Source organism: Acholeplasma sp. ORD1043 (assembly GCF_057808485.1).
This window is the reverse complement of the sequence record NZ_JAQLOJ010000012.1, coordinates 15,292-41,273: the sequence shown is the minus strand read 5'-3', so window position 1 is coordinate 41,273 and position 25,982 is coordinate 15,292. Positions and strand designations below refer to the sequence as shown.

At 31.4% G+C, this 25,982-nt stretch carries 28 protein-coding genes and 1 riboswitch; of the genes, 21 read left to right on the top strand and 7 right to left on the bottom strand.

What is annotated here, in order from left to right; translation table 11 throughout:
• The first annotated feature begins 75 nt into the window (after positions 1–75).
• Together PG914_RS05435 and PG914_RS05430 are read left to right on the top strand one after the other, a co-directional pair.
• A complete protein-coding gene (locus tag PG914_RS05435) occupies positions 76–687 on the top strand; it encodes a hypothetical protein (protein ID WP_488822698.1) in 612 nt (203 codons plus the stop codon).
• On the top strand, positions 680–1,693 hold the full coding sequence (locus PG914_RS05430; RefSeq protein WP_488822697.1) for a M42 family metallopeptidase: 1,014 nt from the start codon (positions 680–682) through the stop codon (positions 1,691–1,693). The genes PG914_RS05435 and PG914_RS05430 overlap by 8 nt, the downstream gene beginning before the upstream one ends.
• A 68-nt stretch (positions 1,694–1,761) precedes the next feature.
• Here PG914_RS05430 and PG914_RS05425 read toward each other — a convergent pair whose 3' ends face one another.
• Genes PG914_RS05425 through PG914_RS05415 form a run of 3 tightly spaced genes read right to left on the bottom strand, consistent with a single transcriptional unit; the run spans position 1,762 to position 3,523 of the window.
• Entirely contained in the window at positions 1,762–2,697 is a 936-nt protein-coding gene (locus tag PG914_RS05425) for an SPFH domain-containing protein (protein WP_488822696.1), read from the bottom strand.
• 15 nt (positions 2,698–2,712) lie between these two features.
• A complete protein-coding gene (locus PG914_RS05420) occupies positions 2,713–3,144 on the bottom strand; it encodes an NfeD family protein (protein ID WP_488822695.1) in 432 nt (143 codons plus the stop codon).
• Positions 3,145–3,148: 4 nt separating this feature from the next.
• On the bottom strand, positions 3,149–3,523 hold the full coding sequence (locus PG914_RS05415) for a hypothetical protein (RefSeq protein ID WP_488822694.1): 375 nt from the start codon (positions 3,521–3,523) through the stop codon (positions 3,149–3,151).
• Between the two features lie 137 nt (positions 3,524–3,660).
• Positions 3,661–3,768: riboswitch (TPP riboswitch) on the top strand.
• A 53-nt stretch (positions 3,769–3,821) separates the two neighbouring features.
• On the opposite strand from PG914_RS05415, the gene PG914_RS05410 reads away from it, so the two are divergent.
• A complete protein-coding gene (locus PG914_RS05410; RefSeq protein WP_488822693.1) occupies positions 3,822–4,382 on the top strand; it encodes an energy-coupled thiamine transporter ThiT in 561 nt (186 codons plus the stop codon).
• On the opposite strand, the gene recU is transcribed toward PG914_RS05410, so the two are convergent.
• Entirely contained in the window at positions 4,374–4,937 is a 564-nt protein-coding gene (gene recU / locus PG914_RS05405) for a Holliday junction resolvase RecU (RefSeq protein WP_488822692.1), read from the bottom strand. The two genes, PG914_RS05410 and recU, sit on opposite strands and share 9 nt — an antisense overlap.
• A 230-nt stretch (positions 4,938–5,167) precedes the next feature.
• On the opposite strand from recU, the gene PG914_RS05400 reads away from it, so the two are divergent.
• Positions 5,168–6,853: a ribonuclease J gene (locus PG914_RS05400; RefSeq protein WP_488822691.1), complete on the top strand. Its 1,686-nt coding sequence runs from the start codon at positions 5,168–5,170 to the stop codon at positions 6,851–6,853.
• 124 nt (positions 6,854–6,977) lie between these two features.
• On the opposite strand, the gene PG914_RS05395 is transcribed toward PG914_RS05400, so the two are convergent.
• Both PG914_RS05395 and PG914_RS05390 read right to left on the bottom strand, forming a co-directional pair.
• Positions 6,978–7,502: a type 1 glutamine amidotransferase domain-containing protein gene (locus tag PG914_RS05395; RefSeq protein ID WP_488822690.1), complete on the bottom strand. Its 525-nt coding sequence runs from the start codon at positions 7,500–7,502 to the stop codon at positions 6,978–6,980.
• Between the two features lie 9 nt (positions 7,503–7,511).
• Positions 7,512–8,738 carry a replication-associated recombination protein A gene (locus tag PG914_RS05390; protein ID WP_488822689.1) on the bottom strand — a complete coding sequence of 409 codons (1,227 nt, stop codon included), beginning with the start codon at positions 8,736–8,738 and terminating at the stop codon, positions 7,512–7,514.
• A 120-nt stretch (positions 8,739–8,858) separates the two neighbouring features.
• Here PG914_RS05390 and PG914_RS05385 point away from each other — a divergent pair, with 120 nt between their 5' ends.
• From PG914_RS05385 to PG914_RS05325, 13 genes are all read left to right on the top strand, one after another.
• Positions 8,859–9,371, top strand: a complete 513-nt coding sequence (locus tag PG914_RS05385) for an adenine phosphoribosyltransferase (RefSeq protein WP_488822688.1) — start codon at positions 8,859–8,861, stop codon at positions 9,369–9,371.
• Positions 9,372–9,407: 36 nt separating this feature from the next.
• Entirely contained in the window at positions 9,408–11,579 is a 2,172-nt protein-coding gene (locus tag PG914_RS05380) for a RelA/SpoT family protein (protein ID WP_488822687.1), read from the top strand.
• Positions 11,576–12,019, top strand: a complete 444-nt coding sequence (gene dtd / locus PG914_RS05375; RefSeq protein WP_488822686.1) for a D-aminoacyl-tRNA deacylase — start codon at positions 11,576–11,578, stop codon at positions 12,017–12,019. The genes PG914_RS05380 and dtd overlap by 4 nt, the downstream gene beginning before the upstream one ends.
• 1 nt (position 12,020) lies before the next feature.
• A complete protein-coding gene (locus PG914_RS05370) occupies positions 12,021–13,094 on the top strand; it encodes an AI-2E family transporter (RefSeq protein WP_488822685.1) in 1,074 nt (357 codons plus the stop codon).
• Positions 13,095–13,343: 249 nt separating this feature from the next.
• The gene (locus PG914_RS05365; protein WP_488822684.1) at positions 13,344–13,889 is read left to right on the top strand and encodes a GNAT family N-acetyltransferase; all 546 of its coding nucleotides are present in this window, start codon (positions 13,344–13,346) and stop codon (positions 13,887–13,889) included.
• Positions 13,886–15,157, top strand: coding sequence for a histidine--tRNA ligase (gene hisS / locus PG914_RS05360; RefSeq protein WP_488822683.1), 1,272 nt, complete (start codon positions 13,886–13,888; stop codon positions 15,155–15,157). The genes PG914_RS05365 and hisS overlap by 4 nt, the downstream gene beginning before the upstream one ends.
• Positions 15,150–16,850 carry an aspartate--tRNA ligase gene (gene aspS / locus PG914_RS05355; protein ID WP_488822682.1) on the top strand — a complete coding sequence of 567 codons (1,701 nt, stop codon included), beginning with the start codon at positions 15,150–15,152 and terminating at the stop codon, positions 16,848–16,850. The genes hisS and aspS overlap by 8 nt, the downstream gene beginning before the upstream one ends.
• A complete protein-coding gene (gene msrA, locus PG914_RS05350) occupies positions 16,850–17,341 on the top strand; it encodes a peptide-methionine (S)-S-oxide reductase MsrA (protein WP_488822681.1) in 492 nt (163 codons plus the stop codon). Before aspS ends, msrA begins: the two co-directional genes overlap by 1 nt.
• Before the next feature lie 5 nt (positions 17,342–17,346).
• Positions 17,347–17,826: a deoxycytidylate deaminase gene (locus PG914_RS05345; protein ID WP_488822680.1), complete on the top strand. Its 480-nt coding sequence runs from the start codon at positions 17,347–17,349 to the stop codon at positions 17,824–17,826.
• Positions 17,807–18,781, top strand: coding sequence for a S16 family serine protease (locus PG914_RS05340; protein ID WP_488822679.1), 975 nt, complete (start codon positions 17,807–17,809; stop codon positions 18,779–18,781). Before PG914_RS05345 ends, PG914_RS05340 begins: the two co-directional genes overlap by 20 nt.
• Positions 18,765–19,148, top strand: a complete 384-nt coding sequence (locus tag PG914_RS05335) for a hypothetical protein (RefSeq protein ID WP_488822678.1) — start codon at positions 18,765–18,767, stop codon at positions 19,146–19,148. Before PG914_RS05340 ends, PG914_RS05335 begins: the two co-directional genes overlap by 17 nt.
• A gap of 3 nt (positions 19,149–19,151) precedes the next feature.
• Complete coding sequence (lspA, locus tag PG914_RS05330; protein WP_488822677.1) at positions 19,152–19,652, top strand: signal peptidase II; 501 nt, start codon at positions 19,152–19,154, stop codon at positions 19,650–19,652.
• Complete coding sequence (locus PG914_RS05325; RefSeq protein WP_488822676.1) at positions 19,639–20,535, top strand: RluA family pseudouridine synthase; 897 nt, start codon at positions 19,639–19,641, stop codon at positions 20,533–20,535. Before lspA ends, PG914_RS05325 begins: the two co-directional genes overlap by 14 nt.
• Here the strand turns inward: PG914_RS05325 and rnhC are convergent.
• On the bottom strand, positions 20,527–21,384 hold the full coding sequence (gene rnhC / locus PG914_RS05320) for a ribonuclease HIII (protein WP_488822675.1): 858 nt from the start codon (positions 21,382–21,384) through the stop codon (positions 20,527–20,529). The two genes, PG914_RS05325 and rnhC, sit on opposite strands and share 9 nt — an antisense overlap.
• A gap of 39 nt (positions 21,385–21,423) precedes the next feature.
• On the opposite strand from rnhC, the gene PG914_RS05315 reads away from it, so the two are divergent.
• The 4 genes from PG914_RS05315 (at position 21,424) to PG914_RS05300 (ending at position 25,952) form a co-directional block, all read left to right on the top strand.
• Positions 21,424–23,757 carry an endonuclease MutS2 gene (locus PG914_RS05315; protein ID WP_488822674.1) on the top strand — a complete coding sequence of 778 codons (2,334 nt, stop codon included), beginning with the start codon at positions 21,424–21,426 and terminating at the stop codon, positions 23,755–23,757.
• 76 nt (positions 23,758–23,833) lie between these two features.
• Complete coding sequence (gene trxA, locus PG914_RS05310; protein WP_488822673.1) at positions 23,834–24,142, top strand: thioredoxin; 309 nt, start codon at positions 23,834–23,836, stop codon at positions 24,140–24,142.
• Positions 24,143–24,205: 63 nt separating this feature from the next.
• Positions 24,206–25,069, top strand: a complete 864-nt coding sequence (gene truB / locus PG914_RS05305) for a tRNA pseudouridine(55) synthase TruB (RefSeq protein ID WP_488822672.1) — start codon at positions 24,206–24,208, stop codon at positions 25,067–25,069.
• Positions 25,023–25,952, top strand: coding sequence for a bifunctional riboflavin kinase/FAD synthetase (locus tag PG914_RS05300; protein WP_488822671.1), 930 nt, complete (start codon positions 25,023–25,025; stop codon positions 25,950–25,952). Before truB ends, PG914_RS05300 begins: the two co-directional genes overlap by 47 nt.
• Positions 25,953–25,982: the final 30 nt, after the last annotated feature.

The window sequence follows — 25,982 nt, the reverse complement described above, 5'->3', positions numbered from 1 at the left end:
TAACTTACCAGATTCTCACAGCTTCTTAGGCTTTTTTATTGCTTTTTTGCTATAATCAAAGCGAGGTATAAAAAAATGACAGATAAACAAGTATTTTCAACTAAATCAATTTTGCTATTTGTGTTTTCAGGATTAATGTTAGCATTAGGAATTTTATTTGCAACGCCACTTACCCAAGATTTATTTGATTTAAATTTTGATAAATTAATCACTGGCTTACTCTTACTTGTCGGTGGTGCATGGTATATATTCAAAGATTTTAAGAAGAATGAGAAGAATTTAAAGTACTTAAAATTAGCAGAATTTATTCTTATAATTGTGATTTCACTTTATGGATTCATACTGCCAGAATTTGTAGATTCATTATCTTCATATAATATTGCACCAAATATTTGGTTAGGAAGTTTAATTGTTTTTCATGGGATTGTTGTCTTATTATTTGAAACCAAAAAAGAAACTAACATTAAGTCATGGAAATTAATTGGTTACCTATTGTTAATTGCGTTTGGTGGTTTAATTCTTGATAGTAAATCAATTCAAGTTGAATTAATCATTAAATTAGTTGTTGTTGGATTATTCTTACTAATTGCAGTACTCTCAGGATTAAAAGCTTTAAAGTTACCTAAAGTAACTAAACAAGTTAAAGAAAAAGAAATCAAAGAAAGTGAAGAATCAACAAATGAGTGAACTTTTTAACAGTTTAAAAACCTTAAGTGAATTAAACGGTATAACATCTAATGAAAAAGAAGTGTCAACTTATATTCAAAATGAATTAAAAGAAGAAGCTAAAAAAGACTTCTTAGGATCACTCGTTTATACAAAAGGTAGTGGTGCTAAAGTCTTATTAACTGCACATATCGATGAAGTTGGTATGATGGTTAACCAAATTACAGCAGATGGCTTTATTAAGTTTCAAACTGTAGGAAAACTTAATGTGGTAACTCTAATCAATCAAAAAATATTAGTAACTTCAAAGAAAAGTAAATTTATTGGTGTCTTACAAGCATCAAATTATGCAGCAACAGATCTTAAATCTTTATACATTGATTTAGGATTTAAATCAGCAAAAGAAGCAATTGAAGCTGGTATTTCAGTTGGTGATATGATTACTTTATACCAACCTCTTGAAAAGTTAAATGGTTCTTTGGTTACTGGTAAGGCATTAGATAATAGAGTTGCTGTACTTGTTTTATTAGAATTATTAAAGAAAAAAAATAAAACGCATGTTGAAGCATCATTTGCATTCACAACACAAGGTGAAGTTGGATTGAAAGGAAGTAAAACAACTGCCTACATGGTAGAACCAGATTTAGGTATCAATATTGAAGCACTAACTGCAAGTGATGTACCAGGACTTGATAAAACTGGTAATCAATTAGGTATGGGACCTCAAATTGTATTCTATGATGCAGGGTTAATTGCTCATCATGGTTTTAGAAATTATATTCTTGATATTGCTAGATCTAATAATATACCATACCAAGAAACATTCATTCAAAATGAATCAACAGATGCTTCACAAGTCGCACTAGCAAAAAGTGGAGCTGCGAGTATTACAATTGGAATCCCTGTAAGATATAGTGGTTCAAATAATCAAGTTACTGATTTAACAGATATTGAAAATACCATTAAATTAGTTAAATCAATTCTTACATCTTTAACAAATGATAAAGTAAAAGAGATTTTATATTAGGGCTAGAAATAGTCCTTTTTTTTAAATACCTAAAATAAAAGGTTATGATTTCTCATAACCTAATTTTGTTATTCAGCAGATTCTTTTTTAGTTTTTTTGGTTGGCGTTTGAACTGTTTCTGATAATGCAGTTACAACCCCTGCAAGTTCAGCTAAGTTTGAAGGTACAACAATCTTAGTTGATTGTCCTTCGGCTAGTTTAGCTAAAGATTCATAAGCTTTAATCTTTAAAACTGCTTCATCAGCACCAGCATCTTTGATTAATTTAATCCCTAATGCTTCAGCACGTTTTAATTTTTCAATTTGCTCAGCTTCAGCTTCTGCTTGTAAGATTACTTGACGTTTTTCGGCTTCAGCTCTAAGAATTGTTGACTCTGAAATACCTTCAGCTTCTAAGATCTTCGCACGTTTTTCCCCTTCAGCAATTAAAATTGTTTGACGACGTTCACGTTCTGCACGCATTTGTTTTTCCATTGATTCACGGATTTCTTTTGGAGGCATAATATTTTTAACTTCAACACGGTTAACTTTAATACCCCATTTATCTGTTGCCTCATCTAGAATATCACGCATTTTAGTATTAATAATATCGCGTGATGTTAATGTTGCATCTAAATCTAAGTCCCCAATGATATTACGAAGCGTAGTAGCAGTTAAGAATTCGATTGCTGAAACCGGATTTTCAACTCCATAAGCATAAAGCTTAGGGTCAGTTACTTGATAGAAGACAATGGTGTCAATTTGCATTGTTACATTATCTTTAGTAATAACAGCTTGTGGATCAAAATCTTTAACCAATTCCTTTAGGTTAACAATCGCAACAACTTTATCTACGAATGGGAATAACCAGTGAATACCAACACCCCATGTAGTATGATAAGCTCCAAAACGTTCAATAATATACTTTTTAGTCTGATTTACAATTCTGAAACCAGAAATAAAAATTAAAGCAATTATAACAAGTACTACGATAAATACTACTAAGAAAACATCTATTCCACTCATTTTATAATCTCCTTTTTAATTTAATTTTGTAACAATTAATTTGTTACCTTCAATAGCTAATATTCTTACTTGTTCACCAACTTCAATGTGTTCACTTGACATTGCTGTCCAAATATCACTTTGAAATTTAACACTACCATTTTCTATTTCAGTAATTTCTTTAACAACAATTGCAACTTTACCAATAAATGAATCAACGTTTGTATCAACAACATTACGACGGAAGTACTTAACCAATACTGGTCTAGTGAATCCCATTAAGATGAAACCTATACTGAAGAATACAATAATTTGTAACCAGATCATCGTAGGATAGAAAATTGAAATAATTAATGTCGGTATGGCAGATATTGCAAACCAGACACTTACAAATTCTGTCGTTGCAAACTCAATACCTACTGCGAATATGAAAACACCTAACCAGAACCAAATCATTACATCTGACATAGGGCTACAAGACCTCCTTTAATGAAACTTCTAACATATTTTGTCCACTAATCCATTGGCCTCTAAATTTTGATCCTTTATCAGTGAGTTCTAAATTGAATAAACTTGAGATTTTAGTAATAAAAGCTTTGTTCGTTATACGACCATAGGATGTGTTGATACTAATATTATACCTTGTGTGTTCTGGAATATCTCCACGCAATACTTCATTCTTTGAAAGTGGCTTAATGAAAAGTAATTGATTTTTTTCATCATAACCTAACATAACTTGGTTTGCTGTTTCGAAAAACTGAGTTCCAGGTTTATTGATTGTTAGATGAATAGGAGTTAATGTGACTACGATTTCTTTCGGTTCACCATTAAACCATGTAATACTCATATTTATCACCTCTTATACCAACATTATATTATCAATTATCCTCATTGTCAATAAAATTACAAAAAATTATTTTTAATTATTTTCGAATAAATCGAGCATAAGATTTTGTCAGTTTTATTTTATATGCTACAATACTTATGATCACTTCGGGGAGTCAATTGGATTGACTGAGAGGATGGAATTCTACATCGACCCGTGTACCTGATCTGGGTTATACCAGCGTAGGAAAAGTTATCTTGAAAAAATAACTTTCTTTGGTATCCCGAAGAATTTTTTTATTCTTAAGGAGGAAGAAGAAATGACTAAAGTCTTACGTAGACTTGTCTTAACATCCATACTAGCTGCATTAGCAATAGTTTTTGGATTACTTGTTAAACTGACACCGGGTCTCAATCTTGAGTTTCCAAATGGTGGATCAGTATTTGGTATTTATACACTACCATTAGTGATTATTGGTATCCTACTTGGTTATAAGTATGGAATCTTAGGTGGTTTAGTGTATGGTACAGTTTCATGGATGGTAGATGGATATTTTATTCACTGGGGTAGTATTTTCCTTGATTATTTAATTCCATTTGCTCTAGTAGGTTTAAGTGGTGCAGTATTTAAAGATAAAGCCTTAAAAGATGTTAAGTATTTATTTTTAACATTCATGCTGGCATTCTTATTAAGATGGTTATGTCATGGTTTTGCCGGCGTATTATTTTGGGCAGAATATACACCAGAGGGTATGAATATGTGGATTTATTCATTCTTTATATATAATCTACCTTATGTATTTTCAAGCTCAATTATTAGTTTTATCGCTGCATTGGGCATAAAAAAACAGTTGATCTTACTAACTCAATCATTAAAGTAATTGATCAACTGCTTTTAAATAATCTAATCTAGGTTGATATGAGAAAGGGATTCTTATCCCTTTTTCTTTAAAGAAACTGTAAGGTAGTGATTTTCTACCACCCTTTAGACTCTCTTCCCATAATGGAAGTAAGTCTGTAAATGGAAGTAAATAGTATTCATTGTATACTTTCCAACCAACAATTAAGAAAGCAATACCACCATGATCTAAAACATCCTTTAAGTGTTGAATTTGATGTTCATGGATATTAGCAAATGGAAATGATGTTTTAGAGTTTGTTTCTTTAGCATCAAAGTCAATATATTTTCCCTTATAAAGTCCATTAAAGTCAGTAGTAGAAGGTGTTCTATAATAAGCTTCGGTGATTTTAGCTTTATTTCTTGCAGGGTATGAAACATTTACGACTTGAATCGGAGTTGGTTTCTTATGAATAACTGCAATATTGTGGGTTAGATAGTATTGATTGGTAACTTCAATATCAGATTCTAATGTCATGCCTAAATTTGCATAGTTATTAACTTTTTCGACTTGTTTTTTCTTATTAGGATAGTTCATAACATTAACCCTCGCATAAATACATTATAATGTAAAATGATTTTTATTGAAATTACTTGAATGCTTAAAAATATATTTTCACACTAGATTAACTTATCATACAATATTTATATCAAAAATATGGAACCAATACCTTAAATAGAATTTATAAGTCTCTAACTTCACCATGTTTTTAAATACATGTTATAATGTAAATAACAATTAACCGTTTCAGAAAGGAAAGATGTTTTTTGAGTGAAATCCGCTTTTTCGCGTTAGGTGGACTCGGTGAGAACGGGAAGAATATGTATGTCTTAGATGTAGATAGACAATATTTTATTTTAGATGCAGGTCTAAAATATCCAACCCAAGAACTCTATGGAGTCGACGAGATTATTCCTAACTTCAGAATGTTAACAAATATTAAAGATCGTATTAAAGGGATCTTTTTAACCCATGCCCATGAGGACCATATTGGTGCATTACCTCATATTTTAGGCGAATTAAATGTTCCAGTTTATGCAACACCATTTACAATGGATGTTGTTAAAGATTCATTAAAAGAAAAGAATTTTGATTTAGATAAACTGACTTTATATACTATTGATAGAAATACAATTATAAGAGCAGGTAACGTCAAGATTACATTCTTTTCAACAACCCACTCAATTCCTGAATCAGTTGGTATTGCAATTCATACAATTGACGGTGTGATTGTTTATACATCTGATTTTACTTTCGTTCAAAACGGTGATCCTAAGTATCAAACAGATTTTAGTAAAATTAATGAACTTGCACAAAAGAATGTTATTGCATTATTAACAGAATCCCTTGGGTCTACATTGGTCCAAGACGGTGGTATTGGTGATACATTAACCCATAAGATTAATTCAGTATATGCAAATGCTGAAGGAAGAATTATTGTTTCACTCTTCTCATCAGACTTACAAAAAATTCAAAGAATTATTGATATCTCATTAATACATCATAAGAAGATTGCAATCATTGGTAGAAGAGCTCAACGAATTGTTGATATCGCAATTGAAAAAGGGTATTTAAATATTCCAGAAGATGCATTAACTAACCTGCGTTTTATCGATGAAAAGAATAAAAATGATGCCAATAACTTAGTATGTTTAGTTACTGGTAATCGTCATGAACCATTCTTTATGCTACAAAGAATGTGTAAGAAACAAGATAGATTAATTCATATTAACGAAAATGATACAATTTTATTAATGACTGCTCCTGTTCCAGGTACTGAAAAAATGGCAGCTAGAACATTAGATGTTTTATATCGAAGTGAAGCACAAGTTAAAGTCATGGATAAACGTTTACTTTCATCAGCTCATGCGACTGCTGAAGAAATTAAAATGATGATTAATTTATTAAGACCAAAATACGTTATTCCTACAATTGGTGAATATCGTCACCAATATGGTGTTAAAAAATTAGCTAATGAATTAGGTTATGATGATGATCATGTATTCTTGTTAGATAATGGTGATTCAGTCAACTTTAATAATGGTGATGATGCATACGTATCAAAAGGTGAAATTAAAACTGGTGATATATTAATTGATGGTACAGCTATTGGCGATGTCAATGATTATGTCATGAGAGATAGAGAACTTTTAGCTGCCGATGGCGTCATGTTAGTGATTGCACATATTGATGCAAAAGCTAAAAAGATTTTAGGTGAAGTGGAAGTTGTAACCAAAGGTTTTGTTTACTTTGATGCTTCTGAAAACTCAATTTTAGAGGATTGTAAACAAATATTTAATAAAGTTGCTGATAAGCACTTAGGTGGTAAATATATTAACTGGAACGAATTTAAGTTAGAAGTGAGAGACGCAGTTTCAAAATTTGTTTTTGATGAAACTAAACGTCGTCCAATTATGATTCCTGTTATAATATCTACTGAAAAACAATCATAAACTATTTTTGTAATAAGAACAGAGTTAAAGGTAATAATCCGATTACTCTGTTTTATTTTTGTTTTGTTTTTTAAAATAAAAGCACTCCCTTATAAAAGAAGTGCCTAATTAATTCAATTAAAAATTATTGTTTAGCAATTGCATCAATTAAAACTGGTAAATATTCTGGAAGATCTGGTGGACGTCTTGCAGTAATAATGTGACCTGATCTAACAACTGGTTGGTCAACCCAAGTTGCACCAGCATACATCATATCATCTTTAATACCAGGAGTTGATGTCATGGTTACACCTTTTAAAATGCCAGCAGAAGATAAAACCCAACCTGCATGACAAATTGCACCAATCACCTTTTTATGACTATCTAAGTATCTAACAAAGTTTTTAACCTCATCAAATCGACGAAGTAAGTCAGGGGCCCAACCACCAGGGATTACTAAAGCATCAAACTTAGTAATATCAACTTCAATAAATGAAACATCTGATACAATACTTAAACCATATTTACCTTTATATGTTTCACCTTTTTTAAGTGCAGCAACAACAACTTCTGCACCAGCTTCTTTTAATCTGATTAATGGGTAATGAAACTCTAAGTCATCATAATCATTTGAAACAATAGTTAAGACTCTTTTACCTTTAAGGATCATCATAACCTCCTAGTATCCTTTGATTTTATCAATTAGTTTTTTACGTTCTTTTAATGCTTTTTCGTATGGATTATCATCTTTTGGTTCATAGTATTTACGTTTTAATATTTTTTCAGGTAAATACTTTTCTGAATTTAATGCATTTGGGTCATTATGAGGATAATGATATGCTTCAGGATGAACCTTTAAATATTTATTATCAACATGTTTTGGAATTTCACCAGTTTCTCCATTTTGGAAGTCGGCTAAAGCTTTATCGACTGCAGAATAAGCAGTGTTTGATTTTGGTGAGATTGCCATATCAATAACTACATTTGCAAGTGGAATTCTAGCTTCAGGGAACCCCACCATTTTAGCTGTTTGACATGCTGTCCATACTTTTTGTGGAATGGTTGGATTCGCTAAACCGATGTCTTCATAGGCTATAACTAATAATCTTCTGATGATGACTTCTAAATCACCTAATGTAATTAATCGAGCTAAATAATGTATGGAAGCATCAACATCACTACCTCTAATTGATTTTTGAAGTGCACTTAACATCTCGAAGTAATGATCTTCACCATTATCGAGTGATAGTTGAGGTTTACCAGCTAAACGTCTAACTGTATTTGAACTTAAGACTTCTCCATCTTTTAAAACAAGTGATGCACTTTCTAATAGATTTAGTGCAGATCTTATTTCATGATTTGAAAACCTTATGATTGTAAGAATTGCATCTTCACTTAATTTGATATCTGATTCTATCATTGGAAGTGCATTGAATAATGCCTTTCTAATATCACTATCTTCCAATGATTTAATTTCATATAAGTGACATCTTGAACGAATCGCAATATTTATACTTTGATATGGATTTAATGTGGTTAATCCGATCATAATTGCTTTTCCACTTTCAAGAAATGGCAGTAGATAGTCTTGAATATCTGTTTTCATACGATGAATTTCATCAACAATTATTAAGACATCGTGATAAGCAGTCATATCTAAAATATCTTTTAATCTTGCTTTATTGTCAGTTGATGCATTGAAAAAGAAAGTATCAAGATTTGATTCTTTAGCAAATAATTGTGCAATAGTTGTTTTACCGGTACCAGGAGGTCCGTATAAAATAAAACTCAACCATTTTTTCTTAGCTAGCATTTGAGTTAGTACACCATCTTCACCTAGAAGATGATCTTGTCCATAAACATCTTTCAATGTTTTTGGTCGCATTCTTGAAGCTAGTGGTTCCATATCATCACATCCTAAGGTTATTATACCATCTAATAACATTGTAAATAACTTGTAAATATTATAAAATATTTAGTGGAAGCCGGAAGCAGGCTTATTTTTTCCACATAGAGAGGTAACATCATGGATCTTAAAAAATATATTGCAGCAGTACCAGATTTCCCAAAAGAAGGGATCTTATTTAGAGATATCACACCATTAATGTTAGATGGTGAAGCATATAAATATGCAGCCGATAAGTTTACACAGTATGCAAAAGAAAAAGGAGCAACTGTTATTGTTGGTCCTGAAGCACGTGGATTTATTTTCGGATGTCCAGTAGCAGTAAACTTAGGTATTGGTTTCGCACCAGTTAGAAAACCAGGAAAACTTCCAAGAGAAGCGGTAACTGTAACATATGATTTAGAATATGGATCCAATGCTTTATCCATGCATAAAGATGCCATCAAGAAAGGTGACAAAGTTGTTATCGTTGACGACCTACTTGCAACTGGTGGAACTATGCAAGCAGCAATTAAACTCGTTGAAGAGTTAGGTGGCGAAGTCGTCGGATTAGCATTCTTAATCGAACTTGATGATTTAAATGGTAGAGTATTATTAAACAAATATGATATATTATCATTAATTAATTATTAGAAATTGACATTATATAAAGAAAGGAGTGTGATTAGTATGGAAAACGATGCATTGTATGAAGCACTCATGCATGATATAGCTCACTATATCACGAAAGAAGAAAGTATCAACTTAATCACTAGAGCGTACCAACTAGCTAAAGAAAAACATCTTGGACAAATGCGTAAAAGTGGTGAACCATATATCACACATCCAGTAGCAGTTGCTAGAATTCTAGCAGAACTTGAAGCGGGTCCAAATACTTTAGTGGCCGCACTTTTACATGATACTGTAGAAGATACTGATTTAACATTAAAAGACCTTGAACGCTTATTTGGAAAAGATATTTCATCATTAGTTGATGCAGTAACTAAGTTAAATAAACTTATTTTCCAGGACATTGTTCAAACAGATAACCAACAAAAAATGATTTTAGCGATGGCTAAAGACATTCGAGTTGTCTTAATTAAGATTGCCGATAGAATTCACAACATGAGAACACTTGATTCTATGGCACCAGAAAAACAATTAAGAATTGCTAAAGAAACTCTAGATATTTATGCTCCAATCGCACATCGATTAGGTCTTTTCCGTTGGAAAGCGGAACTAGAAGATCGATCACTTCGTTTTGTTGACCCAGCGATGTATTATAAAGTTTCTAATTTAGTTAAAGCTAAAAGAGATGAACGTGAAAGTTCAATTAGTGGTGTTATTGATTACATTAAAAGCTTATTTGTTGAATCTGGTTTAAAAGATTTTGACATTAAAGGTCGTATTAAAAACATTTACTCAATTTATAAAAAGATGGTTAATGGTGGCAGAGCATTTGAAGATATTTATGACTTACTAGCTGTAAGAATTATTGTTGATAAAGTAGAAACTTGTTATCAATCTTTAGGTATCATCCATGCGCATTTCACGCCAATTCCAAAACGATTTAAAGATTATATCGCAGTCCCGAAGCCTAATATGTATCAATCTTTACATACAACTGTTCTTCACTCTGATGGTACCTTATTTGAAGTACAAATTAGAACACATGAAATGGACAAGGTTGCAGAAGATGGGATTGCAGCCCACTGGGCTTATAAAGAATCAAAAGTTTATTCAAAAGAAAAAGAGCAATTTGAAATTGCATCTAAACTTAAATGGTATGCAGATTTACTTAAACTAACAGAAGATAATGATGATAAAGAGTCTTCACAAGAATTTATTGACACGATTAAAACCGATATTCTATCTGCAAATGTCTATGTATTCACACCGAAAGGTGAAGTAATTGAACTGCCAGCGGGTTCGACGCCAATTGACTTTGCATATCGTATTCATACCGATGTTGGACATAGAATGGTTGGTGCGATTGTCAATGGAAGAATTGTTACGCTTGATCATACCCTTCAAACAGGTGATGTCGTCTCAATTAAAACCAATAAGAATTCATCAGGTCCATCGGATGATTGGTTAAAAATTGCTAAATCACCTCATGCTAGACATAAAATTAAAAACTTCTTAAATAAAGAAAATCAAGAAGCGATTGTTGCACAAGGAAAAGACTTAATTGAAAAAGAATTTTTAGCAGCAAAGAAAGAACTTGATATTAACGATGCTTGGGCGAAATTAAACTTTGAAAAGAATAACGTTTATTCTTTAGAAGATTTATACAAAGAAGTCGGTAAAGGTGTTATTTCTGCTAAAGCAGTTTTAAACAAAACAATTCCAGAAGATTCACGTGAATTATTACTTCAAAGACAATTAGAAAGAACATCTAAACAATTAGTCGCAACTTCTGATACTGGTGTTGTGGTTGAAGGTTTAACAACTCCACAAATCAAACTTGCGAATTGTTGTACACCTGTCCCAGGTGATGAAATTGTAGGATTTGTAACTAAGGGCAGTGGGATTGTTGTCCATGGAACACATTGTACAAATATTAAAGAATATGACCAAAATCGAATGATTCCTGCATTATGGGGAATCAACATTACAAGAAAATATGCGACTTGGTTAAAAATCAAGGGCACAACAAGACAAGCACTTTTAACTGAAATTATTCAAACAGTAAATGGAAGCGGTGTAAATATCGCTGAAATTTCTGCAGTTACAAATAGCCAACTTGAATCTGTCATCAAATTAAAAGTATCTTTAAATAACTCAAAAGAATTATCGACCTTAATTGCTAACTTAAACAAAGTTCCACAAGTATATTATGTCGAGCGTGATATTAGATGAGAATGCTTGTTACAAAGGTCAAAAGAGCAAGTCTCTCAGTTGATAATGAGTTAATTTCAAAGATTAATGAAGGATACATTGTGTATCTAGGTGTAAAAACAACAGACACCAAAAAAATCGTAGAAAAATGCGTTGATAAATTATTAAAACTTCGTATTTTCCATGATGAAAATGACAAATTAAATTTAGCAATTAATAAAGATTTACATCAAATTTTAGTTGTTTCCCAATTTACTTTATACGGAAATGCTAAAGATAATAACCGTCCAAGTTTTACAAACGCAGCAAACAGCGAAACTGCAAAACCTCTTTATGAGTATTTTGTAGAATTGATAAGAAATAGAGGTTTTGAAGTCCAAACAGGAGTCTTTGGGGCTCATATGGAAATTGATGCCTTATACACAGGGCCATTCAATTTAATGTACGAATTGGAGGACTAAGATGAAACTAAACTTTAAGCTGTTAAACATATTAATCCTGATTTTAATTATTGGATTAATACTCTTGCTATGGCCATATGTAGGTAACGTGGTAAATATCGCTTTGATGGCTTTGTTGCCGCTTATTATTGCCTTTACAATTGCTTATATTCTAAATCCGTTAATTAACTTTTTACAACGATTTAAAATACCAAGATGGTTAGGAATTCTATTAGTATATTCAATCTCTGTTCTATTTGTTTTTTATCTCATTTTTGGTGTGATTAAACCAGCCCTAGATGAGATTGGATCATTAACAGTTGGTATTGAAAATATCTTGAAAGAAATAGGTATCATATTAAATGTTGATACCACAGATGTAACAGCTTATGTCACTAGTATTGTCGATGACGTCGTCATGCAATTGACCAATTATTTTACAGCAACTGGTGGTACAGTTGATGCTGTATGGGATACCATTGTTGGTGGTGCGGTCGTGGTAGTGGTAGGTATTATTTTCTTACTTAATTTTCCTAAAATTAGAGTGGGAATTAGAGATTACTTACAAGAAACACTTAAACCTAAAACTTTTAGTTATATTAAAACAATTGATAAAGAATTAACAAATTATTTATGGGCAGAAGTCATTATTGCGGGTATACAAGCGATTGAATATGGTGGCTTAATGTTAATCATGGCGCTTTTCTTCCCAGAGTTTTGGATTTTTGTCCCATTGGTTGCATTTGTTGCAGCAGTGCTATCATTAATTCCATATTTTGGTGGATATTTCTCAATTTTATTTACCGCGATCATTATTATGACAGTACCTCATGCAGCTTATGGGATGATCGGTATTGCGATATTTACATTAATCTTCCCACAACTAGATGCTTATGTCATAAATCCAAAGATTTATCAAACACAATTAAAATTAAATCCGATTTCAACAATTGCTTTTGTCTTATTGGGACAAGCATTCTTTGGAATTGTTGGAGCAATTCTTTCAGTTCCAGTACAAGTAGTTTTTGAAATTACAATGAATTATTACAAACAAAATATCAAAAAAGGTCTTAAAAAGTTTAACGAAACATTGTAAAAGACGATAAAAAATGATATGATTAAATGAGAATTTAATAGGTTGAAGATAAAGAAGAAATCAAGATGTAATCTATAATGAGCGAACAGTGAATGGTGAGAGACTGGATAGATTGAACTGATGGGACAACTTTTGAAACCAAAATACTTTATGAGGGCTAGAGCAATCTAGAACTAAGGTGGCACCGCGAATTAGAATTCGTCCTTAGAGATTTTTAAGGGCGAATTTTTTATTAGAAAGGATGATTATATGAAACAACCCGTAATTTTCTTCGAACATTATATGTTACGAGATATTGAAATAAGTGATGCTAAAGATATGTTTGAGTATGGTTCTGATTTGGAAGTGGTTAAATTCCTAAGTTGGGGACCTTATTTAGACATTACAGAAGCATTAGGTTCAATTAAAAAAGTATTCTTAAGAAGGCCAGAACGTGGACTTCCGATTGGATATGCAATTGTTGACCTTGATAACAATAAAATGATTGGAACTGTTGATTTCCATACAATTCATCCGGATGGTTCAGTAGAAATAGGTTATTGTTTAAATAAATCATACTGGGGTAAAGGTGTCATGACTAAAGCAGTTCGTAAATTATTAGAAGTTGGCTTTTGGTATTTCGGATACGAAAAGATCATTATTGGTCATGCCAATGATAACATTGGTTCAAAACGTGTGATTGAAAAAAATAAGTTCAATTTCGATAAAGTAGATTTAGATCGTTACTATAATCGATTTACTGGTGAAAAGGAACCTTCAACTTGGTATTATCTAACAAAGGAGACATTTAAATGAGTTTAGTAAAAGTTAAAGGAACATACGATGTATTGCCGGAAGAATCACCAAAATGGCAAGCACTTGAAACGTATGTAAAAAAAGTATTTAAGAAATTTAATTATCAAGAAATTAGAACACCAATTATGGAGTATTCAAATGTTTTCCACAGAGAAGATGAAAACTCTGACATGGTTACAAAAGAAACATATAACTTTTTAGATAAGAGTGATCGAAGCTTAACCTTACGTCCAGAAGGTACTGCAGGGGTTGTAAGAAGTTATATTGAAAACAAGATTTATGCAAGTAAAGATCTTGCTAAACTTTGGTATATGGGACCAAACTTCAGATATGAACGTCCTCAAAAAGGTAGATATCGTCAATTCTCACAATTTGGTGTAGAAGTTATTGGTGCGATGGACCCATACTTAGATGCAGAAGTTATTGCACTTGCTTATGACATCATTAAAGGATTAGGTTTAAAAGGTGTTTCTGTAAAAATTAACTCTTTAGGTGATAAAAAATCTAAAGAAAACTACATGAATGTTTTAAAAGCATTCTTAGAACCTAAAAAAGATTTATTAAGCGAAGACTCTAAAGCACGCTTAGATAAAAATCCATTAAGAATTCTTGATTCAAAAGACCCACAAGATAAAGCATTATTAGTTGATGCACCATTACCACTTGATCACTTAACGGATGATGCTAAATTAAACTTCGAAAAGATTAAAGAAGCACTAGATTTAGCAGAAGTTAAATATTCAGTTGATAAACGATTAGTTCGTGGTCTTGACTACTATTCTTACGTTGTATTTGAAATCCAAGCTGATATTGAAGGGTTTGGTTCGCAAAATGCTTTAGGTGGTGGTGGTCGCTACAATGAACTTGTAGAAAGTCTTGGTGGACCATCAAAACCAGGGGTAGGATTTGCTTTTGGTATGGAACGTTTACTTGGAGCATTAGATTTAGAAGGTATCAATTTAGTACCTGACAATTTACTTGATGTATATTTCATTACGTTTGATGAAGCGTCAAGAAAAGAAGCATTTAGATTACAAAACTTATTAAGAAGTGAAAACTTTTCAGTTGAACTAAATTACACTGGTAAAGCATTCAAAGGACAATTAAAAGAAGCTTTAAACAATAAAGCTAAATATCTTTTAATCCTTGGCGAATCTGAACTAGCGATGGGTAAAATTAATTTAAAGAATACTGAAACAGAAGAACAAATTCAAATTGATATTAAAGATATCACTGCTATATTAAAGGAGAAACTACATCATGTTTAAATACACCCATCATAATGCTGAATTGAATATTAAAAATGTTGGTGAAAAAGTAGCCTTAAAAGGTTGGGTAAATAAAAAGAGAAACCTAGGGGGATTAATCTTTATTGATTTACGTGACCGTAAAGGTATGACTCAATTACTTGCAAAACCAGAGTCACCAGTATATGAATTAGTCAATCAAGTTAAAAATGAGTATGTCATCGAAGTTAAAGGTGTTGTTTTAGAACGTGAATCTAAAAATAAAGACTTAGCAACTGGCGAAATTGAAATTGAGATTGAAGAAATCAACATTTTAAATACTGCAGAAACAACTCCAATTACAATTACTGAACATGACAATGTATCAGAAGAAGTTAAATTAAAATATCGTTATTTAGATTTAAGAAAACCTTCTCAACAAAACTATTTATTTACAAGAAGCTTAATTTCACAATCAATTAGAAGAACTTTATTAGGAAATGACTTTACTGAACTTGAAACACCATATTTAGTAAAATCAACACCAGAAGGTGCTAAAGAGTTCTTGGTGCCATCACGTTTATATAGTGGTGAAGCATACGCGCTTGCACAATCTCCTCAAATCTTTAAACAATTATATATGATTGCTGGTTTTGAGAAGTACTTCCAATTTGCAAGATGTTTTAGAGATGAAGATGGTAGAGCTGACCGTCAATTAGAATTTACTCAAGTGGACATTGAAGCATCATTTATTGATCAAGATGACATTATGGGTTTATCAGAAAAAGTCATTTCAAACATGTTTAAAGATGTTTTAGGTAAGGAATTACCATTACCATTAAAGAGAATGACTTACGCTGAAGCATTTGACAAATACGGTTCAGATAAACCAGATACGCGTTATGAGTTATTTATCGAAAACTTTACTGAAAAATTTAGTGGATATCACTTACCAACAATGGTAGAAGGTGATGTTTTGCGTGGGTTCACATTAAAGAACGATGCTTTATTTACTAGAAAGTACTTTGACAAATTAACTGAAATTGTTAAGAAAAATCATGGTAAAGCATTACTTTACTTAAAGAATGAAGCTGGTGTATTATCAGGTTCTATTGCAAAAGCAGTTGAAGGTTTTGTTCTTGAAGAAGGTACATTATTAATTCTTGTACCAGGTAGCTATGAAGATGCAACCAATGCTTTAGGCGCAATTAGAAAAGTGATTGCTAAAGACTTAAACATGGTTGATGAAAACCTAGATAATGTTTTATGGGTATATGACTTCCCATTACTTGAATACAATGCAGAAGAAGAAAGATTCTATGCAAGACACCATCCGTTTACATCGCCTAAGAATGTAGATGATTTAAAGAACAATCCAAAAGAAGCACTTGCTAAAGCATATGACTTAGTTTGGAATGGTTATGAAGTTGGTGGTGGGTCAATTAGAATTTATCGTCAAGATGTACAATCATTAATGTTTGAAACATTAGGATTCTCTGAACAAGAAATTATTAATAAATTTGGATTCTTTGTGGATGCATTAAAATATGGTACACCTCCACATGGTGGTATCGCATTTGGTCTAGATAGACTTGTTATGCTTGCAACACATACAGATAATATTAAAGATGTTATCGCATTCCCTAAAACTCAATCAGCACGTGACTTAATGATGCAATCACCTGCTCCGATTGAAGAAAAACAATGGAATGACTTAAATTTAAAGGTGAAATAATGAAAAAAATCGTCGTAGCTGGTGGATGTTTTTGGGGAGTAGAGGCTTATTTTAAGCAAATTGATGGTGTTGTTGACACTACAGTAGGCTATGCAAATGGCAATAAAGAAAACCCTTCATATCAAGAAGTATGTAATGGTATTGCAACCCATGCAGAAGCTGTTTTAATTGCATACGATGAAGGAAAAACAACACTTGAAAAAATATTGAAACACTTCTTCCATATTATTGATCCAACATCTTTAAACCGCCAAGGTCATGATGTTGGTATCCAATACCGTTCTGGTATTTATTATGAAGATGAAATAGCTAAACAAACTGCTTTAGAAATGATAGATGCAATGCGTCCTTTATATAAAAAGCCAATTGTTGTAAGTGTTGAACCACTTAAAAACTTTTACAATGCAGAAAATTATCACCAGGATTATTTAGATAAGAATCCTGGTGGTTACTGCCATGTTGATTTAACAAACATTTTAAAGGTGGATTAAAGTTTATGAAGAGGGATAATTACATTTCTTGGGATACTTATTTTATGGGAGTTGCAAAACTCTCAAGTCTACGTTCTAAAGACCCAGCAACTCAAGTCGGTGCTTGTATTGTTAATCACGATAGAAGAATCATTGGGATTGGATATAATGGTCTACCAAAAGGCATGAGTGACGATGAGTTTTCTTGGGATAAAGAAGGGGATTATGTTAAAACAAAATATCCTTATGTTGTACATGCAGAAGCAAATGCAATATTAAATGCGACAACTAATCTAAAAGATTCAACGATCTACGTCACGCTTTTCCCATGCAATGAATGTATGAAATTAATCGTACAATCAGGAATTAAAGAAATTGTCTATGTGTCAAACAAAGACCAAGGAAAAGACTTTAATCAAGCATCTGTCTTAATGATGGAAAAAGCTGGAATTAAAGCACGCCAAATATCAATGGAGCAAATAATTCTTGAAAAAGATTCAGTTTAAAACAGTCTTTCATACTGTTATCTTTGCATATCTATATTTGATGATTGCTCTTTTGGTCCCGACTAATTATGCAGTACTTACACCGTATAAGACAAGAGAAGCATCAACGATGATACAAATTGAAGGTCGTGATTTGTCACCTAATTTTCATACTGTATCAGTTGTTAGTATGGAAAGAATTACTGGTTTTCAACGTATGATATATCAGATGGTTGATCAGTTTGAAGTGTATCAAATGAGTTATTACGATCAGCAAACTAACTTTTTAGAAGATTTAGAACGTGGTCAAAATCAAAAAAGAGCTGCTTTTGAGCAGTCTTTAATTTCTGGTTATAGTCTCGCAAGTTTAGTTGATCCAACGATTTTAATTGACTATGAATTTGTTGGAATGATTGTTGATTATCGACTTCAAAAGCATAATATACTTCATATAGGTGATATTGTTATTGATGTTAATCATCAAGGCTTTGATGCTTATGAAGAAATGGGACTCTACTTTTTAGATCAAGTTGGAGAAACGACAGTCACTGTTAATCGAAAAGGTAATATCTTTGATATCACACTGGATATTGAGACAACGGATGTTTTCCAATTCTATCCAAAATATGAAATTATTGATACCTATCCAAAGTATACATTACCAGGTGAGTATGTGTTATCTAGTGGACCATCTGGTGGAGCAATGTATACTTTATCCATTTATTTTGCACTTTTAGGTAATGTTAATATGAATGAAGTGATTGTTGGTACTGGAACAATCAGATACAATCATTCAGTTGGTTTAATTGGTGGTTTACGACAAAAGGTATACACTGCAATTAAAGAAGGACATAATCACTTTATTTTACCTTTTAATCAGTATGATGAAGTAAAAGATTTAGGACATTTGATAAATTTGTATCCAGTTAAAACTATTGATGATGCAATTGAGGTAGTTTATGAAATCTTTAGCTAGTTTTTTTAAGAATTATCAAAATGAAAGATTGTCTTTTGAAAAAGAATTTAATTTAAGTCATAGGTTATGGATTGGATTATTGACTTTAATTATCATGATTCCGATACTATTACCAATCATTTTGATTCTATCTACTTTCTTTGTATTTGTTGACTATCTTTTACTTGTATCACTTATATTAGTATTCATTTTATCCTTAGCAAGTTATTTATATTTTTATTTATTTTATATTGTTTGTGGACTTCAAAAAAATGAAGTTAAAGCATACCCTAGAAAACATATTATTTTATTTGAAGGTACCTTATCTGCAATATTTGTTCTTACTTTTGGAATAATTATTGTATTTATCATATTAGGAATGGTGTAGCCCATGTTAATTTCTTATTTAATTATTTTTGTTTTGATCATACTGGATTTAGTTCTCAAACTGATTTTTTCAAATATTTTTCAAGTTGGACAAATAAGTGAAGTGATACCAAACGTATTAAGATTTGGATACATTCAAAACACTGGTGCATCTTTTGGAATGTTAGAAGGTGAACAATTTCTATTTCTAATTATTACCATTATTGCACTGATATTTTTTGGTTACTTATTCAGTCAATCAAATTTAAAAACTAAAAGATTTTATACCATTGGAGTTATATTCTTAATTGCTGGAACGCTAGGCAATGCAATTGATCGAATGGTTTATGGCTATGTTATTGATTATATTCAAATTCCATTTCTACCATTTGTTGGAAATACCTACTTTAATTTAGCTGATACACTTTTAGTGTTTGGTGTAGCCATGTTAGCAATTGAGATTTTGATTTTAGATACATTAAGAAACAAGAAAAAGAAAGAAGGAAATAACGATGATAAAGTTTAAGATAGAAAATGAGGCTAATCTTCGTTTAGATCACTTCTTAGTTGAAAAGCTTGAACAAAACAGAAGTTTTATCACCAAAATGATTAAAGAAGAGAAGATTTTAGTTAATGGGAAAAGTGTTAAACCTGGATATAGTTTAAAATCAGGTGATATTGTTGATTGTTTAGAATCTGAACCTAAAGATTTAGACTTAACACCAGAAAACTTAAATCTAGATATTGTTTATGAAGATAATGATTTACTTGTTGTTAACAAACCAAAAGGACTCGTTGTACATCCTGCAAAATCTCATCAAGACACAACGTTAGTTCATGGACTTTTATATCAAATGGAAAATTTATCCACTATAAATGGTGTTTTTAGACCTGGGATTATTCATCGAATCGATAAGGATACATCCGGATTATTGATGGTAGCAAAAACCGATACTGCACATCAAATATTAGCTAAAGATCTTGCAAATCACGATATTAAAAGAAGTTATATTTGCTTAGTTCACGGTACTTTTGAAGAAACCAATGGTACGATTGATGCACCAATTGGTAGACACCCAAAGATACGAATTAAAAATGCAGTAGTAAAAGATGGTAAGCATGCGGTTACGCATTTTAAAGTATTAAGAACTTTTAAAGAGTACTCTCTTTTACAATGTGACTTAGAAACAGGTAGAACACATCAAATTAGAGTTCACCTTTCATTTATCAATCATCCAATTGTGGGTGACCCACTTTATGGTTTCAAAAGCGATTTAGAAAAAGTAGATGATGGTCAAATGTTACACGCATATAAGTTAACATTTACACATCCAATAACAAAAAAAGCAATGACTTTTGAAGTGCCATTGCCTGAGTCTTTCAATAATTATTTAGAAACCTTAAGATAAGTTCATTTTAGTAATGTTTTTATAATTCATCTTTGCTATTTTAGATAACGTTTGTAAACCATGCTTTGAATAAATTTCTTTGATTTGTTCATCAACTTCCTTACCAGCACCAAGTTTTAAAGAGATATCTAATTCTTTAGATAATTGATGCATTTTAGCTAAAAATGCATATCTTGCAATAATACTTGCTGCTGCAACTGATAAGTGAACACTTTCAGCTTTAGTATGGAATTCAATGTCTCTATAGATAAGTTTTTCTTCCTTTAGATAATTGAAGTAGTGGTTTGGCATACAGAATTGGTCTAAAATAACAGGGATTGTAGCATTAACTTTCGAAGTTGTCTTAATTATCATGTGGTTATGCAGTAATGCTTTAATCTTATTTAAGTTGTAACCTTTTGAATATGTTTGATTATATTTTTCCGGAGATAGAATAATTAACGAGTGAGTCAGTTTTTTCGCAATGATTGGTCCTAAACGGATGATATCTTTATTCTTAATTGTTTTAGAGTCACGAATATTTAGACTTTCTAAAAATTCAAGATCATCTTCTGTAGTATAACAACTACATACAACAATTGGGCCAAAGACATCACCAGTACCAACTTCATCAGAACCGATAGCAGCATAATTTTTAATGCCAAGTACTGATTTAATTGTACCTAGTTCGGCGTTGATTTCTTCTCCTTGTATGAGTACTTTACCGGTGGTAAAAGCACTTATTCTAACATCGTTATGGTTAGCGACAAAACTTAAATAAGGTTGATTAACCTTTTGTAAATAATTATGATAAAATTGTTTGAGTTCATCTATTTGCTCACTAGATAAACTTAATGTGTTGCTTTTCAAGATATTAATCTCCCTTACATAATTCTATTATAACATTAAATGAGCACAAAGGCGGTGATTGTGGTGTCGTTCTCAAAATCAACTTTAGAGATGCATATCATTTTACAAAATGTGTCAAACTATACGTATTCTAACTCACTTAAACAAACTGTGCTAGCATTAGAACCTAGTACAGACTTTAATCATGTCTTAGGTATGTTAGAAGAAACTGATCAAATGTTACAAATGGTTCACCAATATGGTAAATTACCATTCTTTGAAAATTATGACATTTATAATGTCATTCAAAAACTAAGAGTAGGTAGTCAATTATCAATTGATGAGTTTGTAGCATTAAGAAAACTTGTTTCAATGGAGTTTTCATTTAACAGATATCAACAACAATTTTCAACTAAGTTCATGGTGATTAAGAATAAAATCAATGAATTAGTCCTACATGATATTGCATTAAAACATATGAATGCAATTTTTGATGATCAAGGCTTAATTTACGACCATGCGTCAGTTAAACTAAATGAAATTAGACGTCAAATTAAAGTTAAAAAACAATTGCTTGATAAACTTTTAGGTCAAGTATTAGTTAAGTATTCAGAATATTTAAATGAAAGTTTAATTGTTAAAAGAAATGATCGTTATGTAATTCCTGTCAAAGACGCTTATAAAAATAAGATTAAAGGCGTTATTCATGATATTTCTGCATCTAAACAAACTGTTTATATCGAACCTGATGATATCAGACAAGTTACACAAGACTTAGAATTCTTATCTAAAGGTGAAGTAGCAGAAATTGATAACATATTAAGGGATTTAACTAAAAAGATAGAACCATTCTATGAGACATTAAATGCCAATCTTGAAATCATAACTGAACTTGATTTGATTCAAGCTAAAGCACAATATGCAATGTCAATTAATGGTATTAAACCACATTTAAATCATGTAGGTAATATCATTCTAAAAGAATGTCGTCATCCGTTATTAGATAAAGATATCGTCGTTCCAATTGATGTTAGACTCACTAAAGAACAACCAATTCTACTTATTACTGGTCCGAATACAGGCGGTAAGACAGTCGCATTAAAAACAGTTGGTCTATTTACATTAATGACTCAAACAGGGCTTTTAATCCCTGCTAGAGAGGGTAGTGAAGTTGCAGTCTTCAATCATATCTTTGCAGACATAGGTGATGAGCAATCAATCCAACAATCTTTATCTACATTCTCATCACATTTAACTAAAATTAAAGTGATGTTTGACCAAATGGGAGGTCAGTCTTTAATTTTACTCGATGAATTAGGTTCTGGTACAGATCCGATTGAAGGGGTTTCACTGGCGATTGCTATTATTGATGAAATCAGAAAAAATAAACAAAATCGAATGATTGTCACAACCCATTACAGTGAATTAAAACTTTATGCATTTGAACAAGATGACATTTTAAATGCTTCGGTTGCTTTCGACCAAGAAAGTCTAAAACCTTTATATAAGTTACAACTTGGAATTGCTGGTAGTTCTCATGCTTTAAAGATTGCTAGAAGATTAGGACTTAAAAAAGTAGTCATCAAACATGCTGAATCACTCGTTGAAGGTAGAAAAACAAATCTAGCTAAGTCTATTGATAAGTTAACATCAGAACAGCAAGCAGTTGAAAATCTTCGTAATGAATTAAAACTTAAGGAACTGGAATTAAATAAGCAAATTCAAAGCTATAAAGATAAAGCAGCATATCTTGAACGCGAAAAAGATGTTATGCTTGATCAAATCAAACAAAAAGAATTAAAGAAATATGAAAAATTAAAACAAGAAGCATTAGAATTAATTGAAGAGCTATCTAAAAAAGAGCATTTAAATAAGCCGGATCAAGCTCATTTTAAGGGTAAACTAAACCGAAAAGAGGAAACTAAAACAAAATTAGTTCAAGAGGAACTTTCGGTAGGAGATTATGTTTATATTGAACCTTATCAAACAGAAGGTGAGATTATAAGTATTAAAAAAGATAAATTCTTAGTTGCTTTTGGACAGTTTGAACTTGAGTTTACTGCAAGTAATTTAAGAAAAACTGATAAACCTAAGGTATCAACTAAAAACCTTAAACCAAAGAAAATCGTTTCAGTTTCTGCCTCAAGTAAAAATAATGCATCTGAGCTTGATTTAAGAGGTGTAAGATTTGAGGAAGTTGCGCATTTAATTGAAAAAGCTATAGATGATGCACTACTTTCAAATATTTCATCAATTCGTATAATTCATGGCTTTGGAACAGGAGCTGTCAGAAAAGCAGTTTATGACTATATTAAGCAGTCAAGTTACATAAAATCCCATAGATACGGGGGCCAAGGAGAGGGATTAAACGGAGTTACAATCATAACCCTTTGAGTTGATGCCATTTCCTTTGCTTATTTTACTAGCAAGGGTTATAATAGTTTTGAAGATTAATGGAGGAGGCATTTATATGCAACAATATAAAGGTGAAGACCTACAAGCATTAGTGAATAAAAATGGTTTAGTACTAGTTGATTTCTTCGCAACTTGGTGCGGTCCATGTAATATGCTGATGCCTGTTGTTGAACAATTAAGCCAAGAATTACCTGATACTAAATTTATCAAAGTAGACATCGATGAATATCGTAAAGAAGCTATTGAAAGTGGTATTAGAGCAGTTCCAACACTTGTTTTATTCAAAGATGGTAAAGAAGTGGCAAGAGCTTCTGGTTACCAACCAAAGGAAAAACTTGTTAGCTGGTTAGAAGAACACAAATAAAATAAAAAAAGGCTTGAATAAAGCCTTTTTTTATGTGTTATAATAAGCATGTAGGTAATCGTTATGGATGGAATTTTATTAATTAATAAAAGGGCTGGTTTAACTAGCCATGATGTTGTTTATAAAGTTAAGAGAAAACTAAAATTGAGTAAAGTAGGGCATACAGGTACATTAGATCCTTTTGCTACTGGCTTACTCATTTTACTTATAGGTAATGCAACTAAGTTAGCATTTTTATTTGATAATTTAGATAAGACTTATGAAGGAACGGTTGTATTTGGTAGAAAGTATGATACAGACGACATTACAGGTGAAGTCATTGCAGAATCGAATAATCTACCAACTCTTGATCAAATAACAACTAAAATTAATGAATTTATGCCTGGTTATAATCAATTACCCCCACAATATTCAGCAATTAAGAAAGATGGACAAACTGCTTATCAAGTAGCAAGAAGTGGTAAGTCGATTGAACTTGATAAAAGAAGAGTTGAAATTTATGCATTTGATATTTTAAATTTCGATGGTTCATTATCGTTTAAATCTCATGTTTCAAAAGGTACATATATCAGAAGCATTGCAAGAGACTTAGGTGAAGAATTAAATTCTTACGGTGCATTAAGCATGCTTCATCGAACGATGATTGGTTCATATAATGTATCTAATGCTAAAACGATTGATGATGTTGAAATTTCAGATTTAATTCCTGACTATAAATTATTTGAGAGCGTTAGATCAGTTATTTTAAATGATTTTGTGGTTAAATTAGTAAAAAATGGGGCATATCTTGATTCTCGCCACTTAAATGGAGACGATCCTGTTTTAATTAAAGATAAAAATGAGAATCTAGTAGCATACTATGTGAAAGAAAAAGAAGTATATGTTCCAAAATATTTCTTTAGAGGTTGCAATGATGAAAGTTTATAATACGACTTATGACAAAATTGAAAACAAGGAACCAATTACGTTAGCAATTGGGAATTTTGATGGTTTTCATATTGGACATCAGAACATTGTTAGTAAAACAAAAGGATATAGTGATACCCAAAGTGCTGTAATGACTTTTACACCACATCCAGTATCTGTGATTACTAAAACAAATTTACCAACATTAATGGATAATCATGATAAAACAGAGTTTTTAGCATCATCTGCAGTGGATCATTTCTTTATTGTGCATTTTACAACAGAATTCTCACGATTATCAGCTGCCGATTTTATTCATTTTTTAAAGCGTATAAATGTTAAAAGAATCGTTGTTGGACGAGACTTCAAGTTTGGTTATCGTGGCCTTGGAACAGTTCATAATCTAGAAAAGTACTTTGAGGTTGATTTAGTTCAAGATTTACTTTATAAAAATATTAGAGTCTCATCAACATACATCAAATCGCTTTTAGATCAAGGTAACATTCGCTTAATAAAGACTTTATTAGGTAGAAGTTATCAAATTCATGGTGAAGTTGTTCATGGTGATAAAGTAGGTTCGCTCATCGGATATCCAACAGCAAATGTCGATTACAAAAACTATTATGTGCCAAAAGTGGGTATTTATGTTGTTCGAGTTAAGATTGGTGATAAGACTTATTTAGGTTGTGCTAACTTAGGGCATAATCCAACATTGAATTACTCAACAACTAAACGATTAGAAGTCTTTATTATAGATTTTAAAGGTGATTTATATAACCAAGAAATTACAGTAAGTTTTGAATATTATTTACGTGATGAAATCAAATTTGAAACAGTTGATGAACTGTTAAAACAAATTGATAAAGATGTTAAAGAAACAATTAAATTAGCAAGTAAACTGTAGTAAATTATGCTAAAATAAAAGTATCGGAGG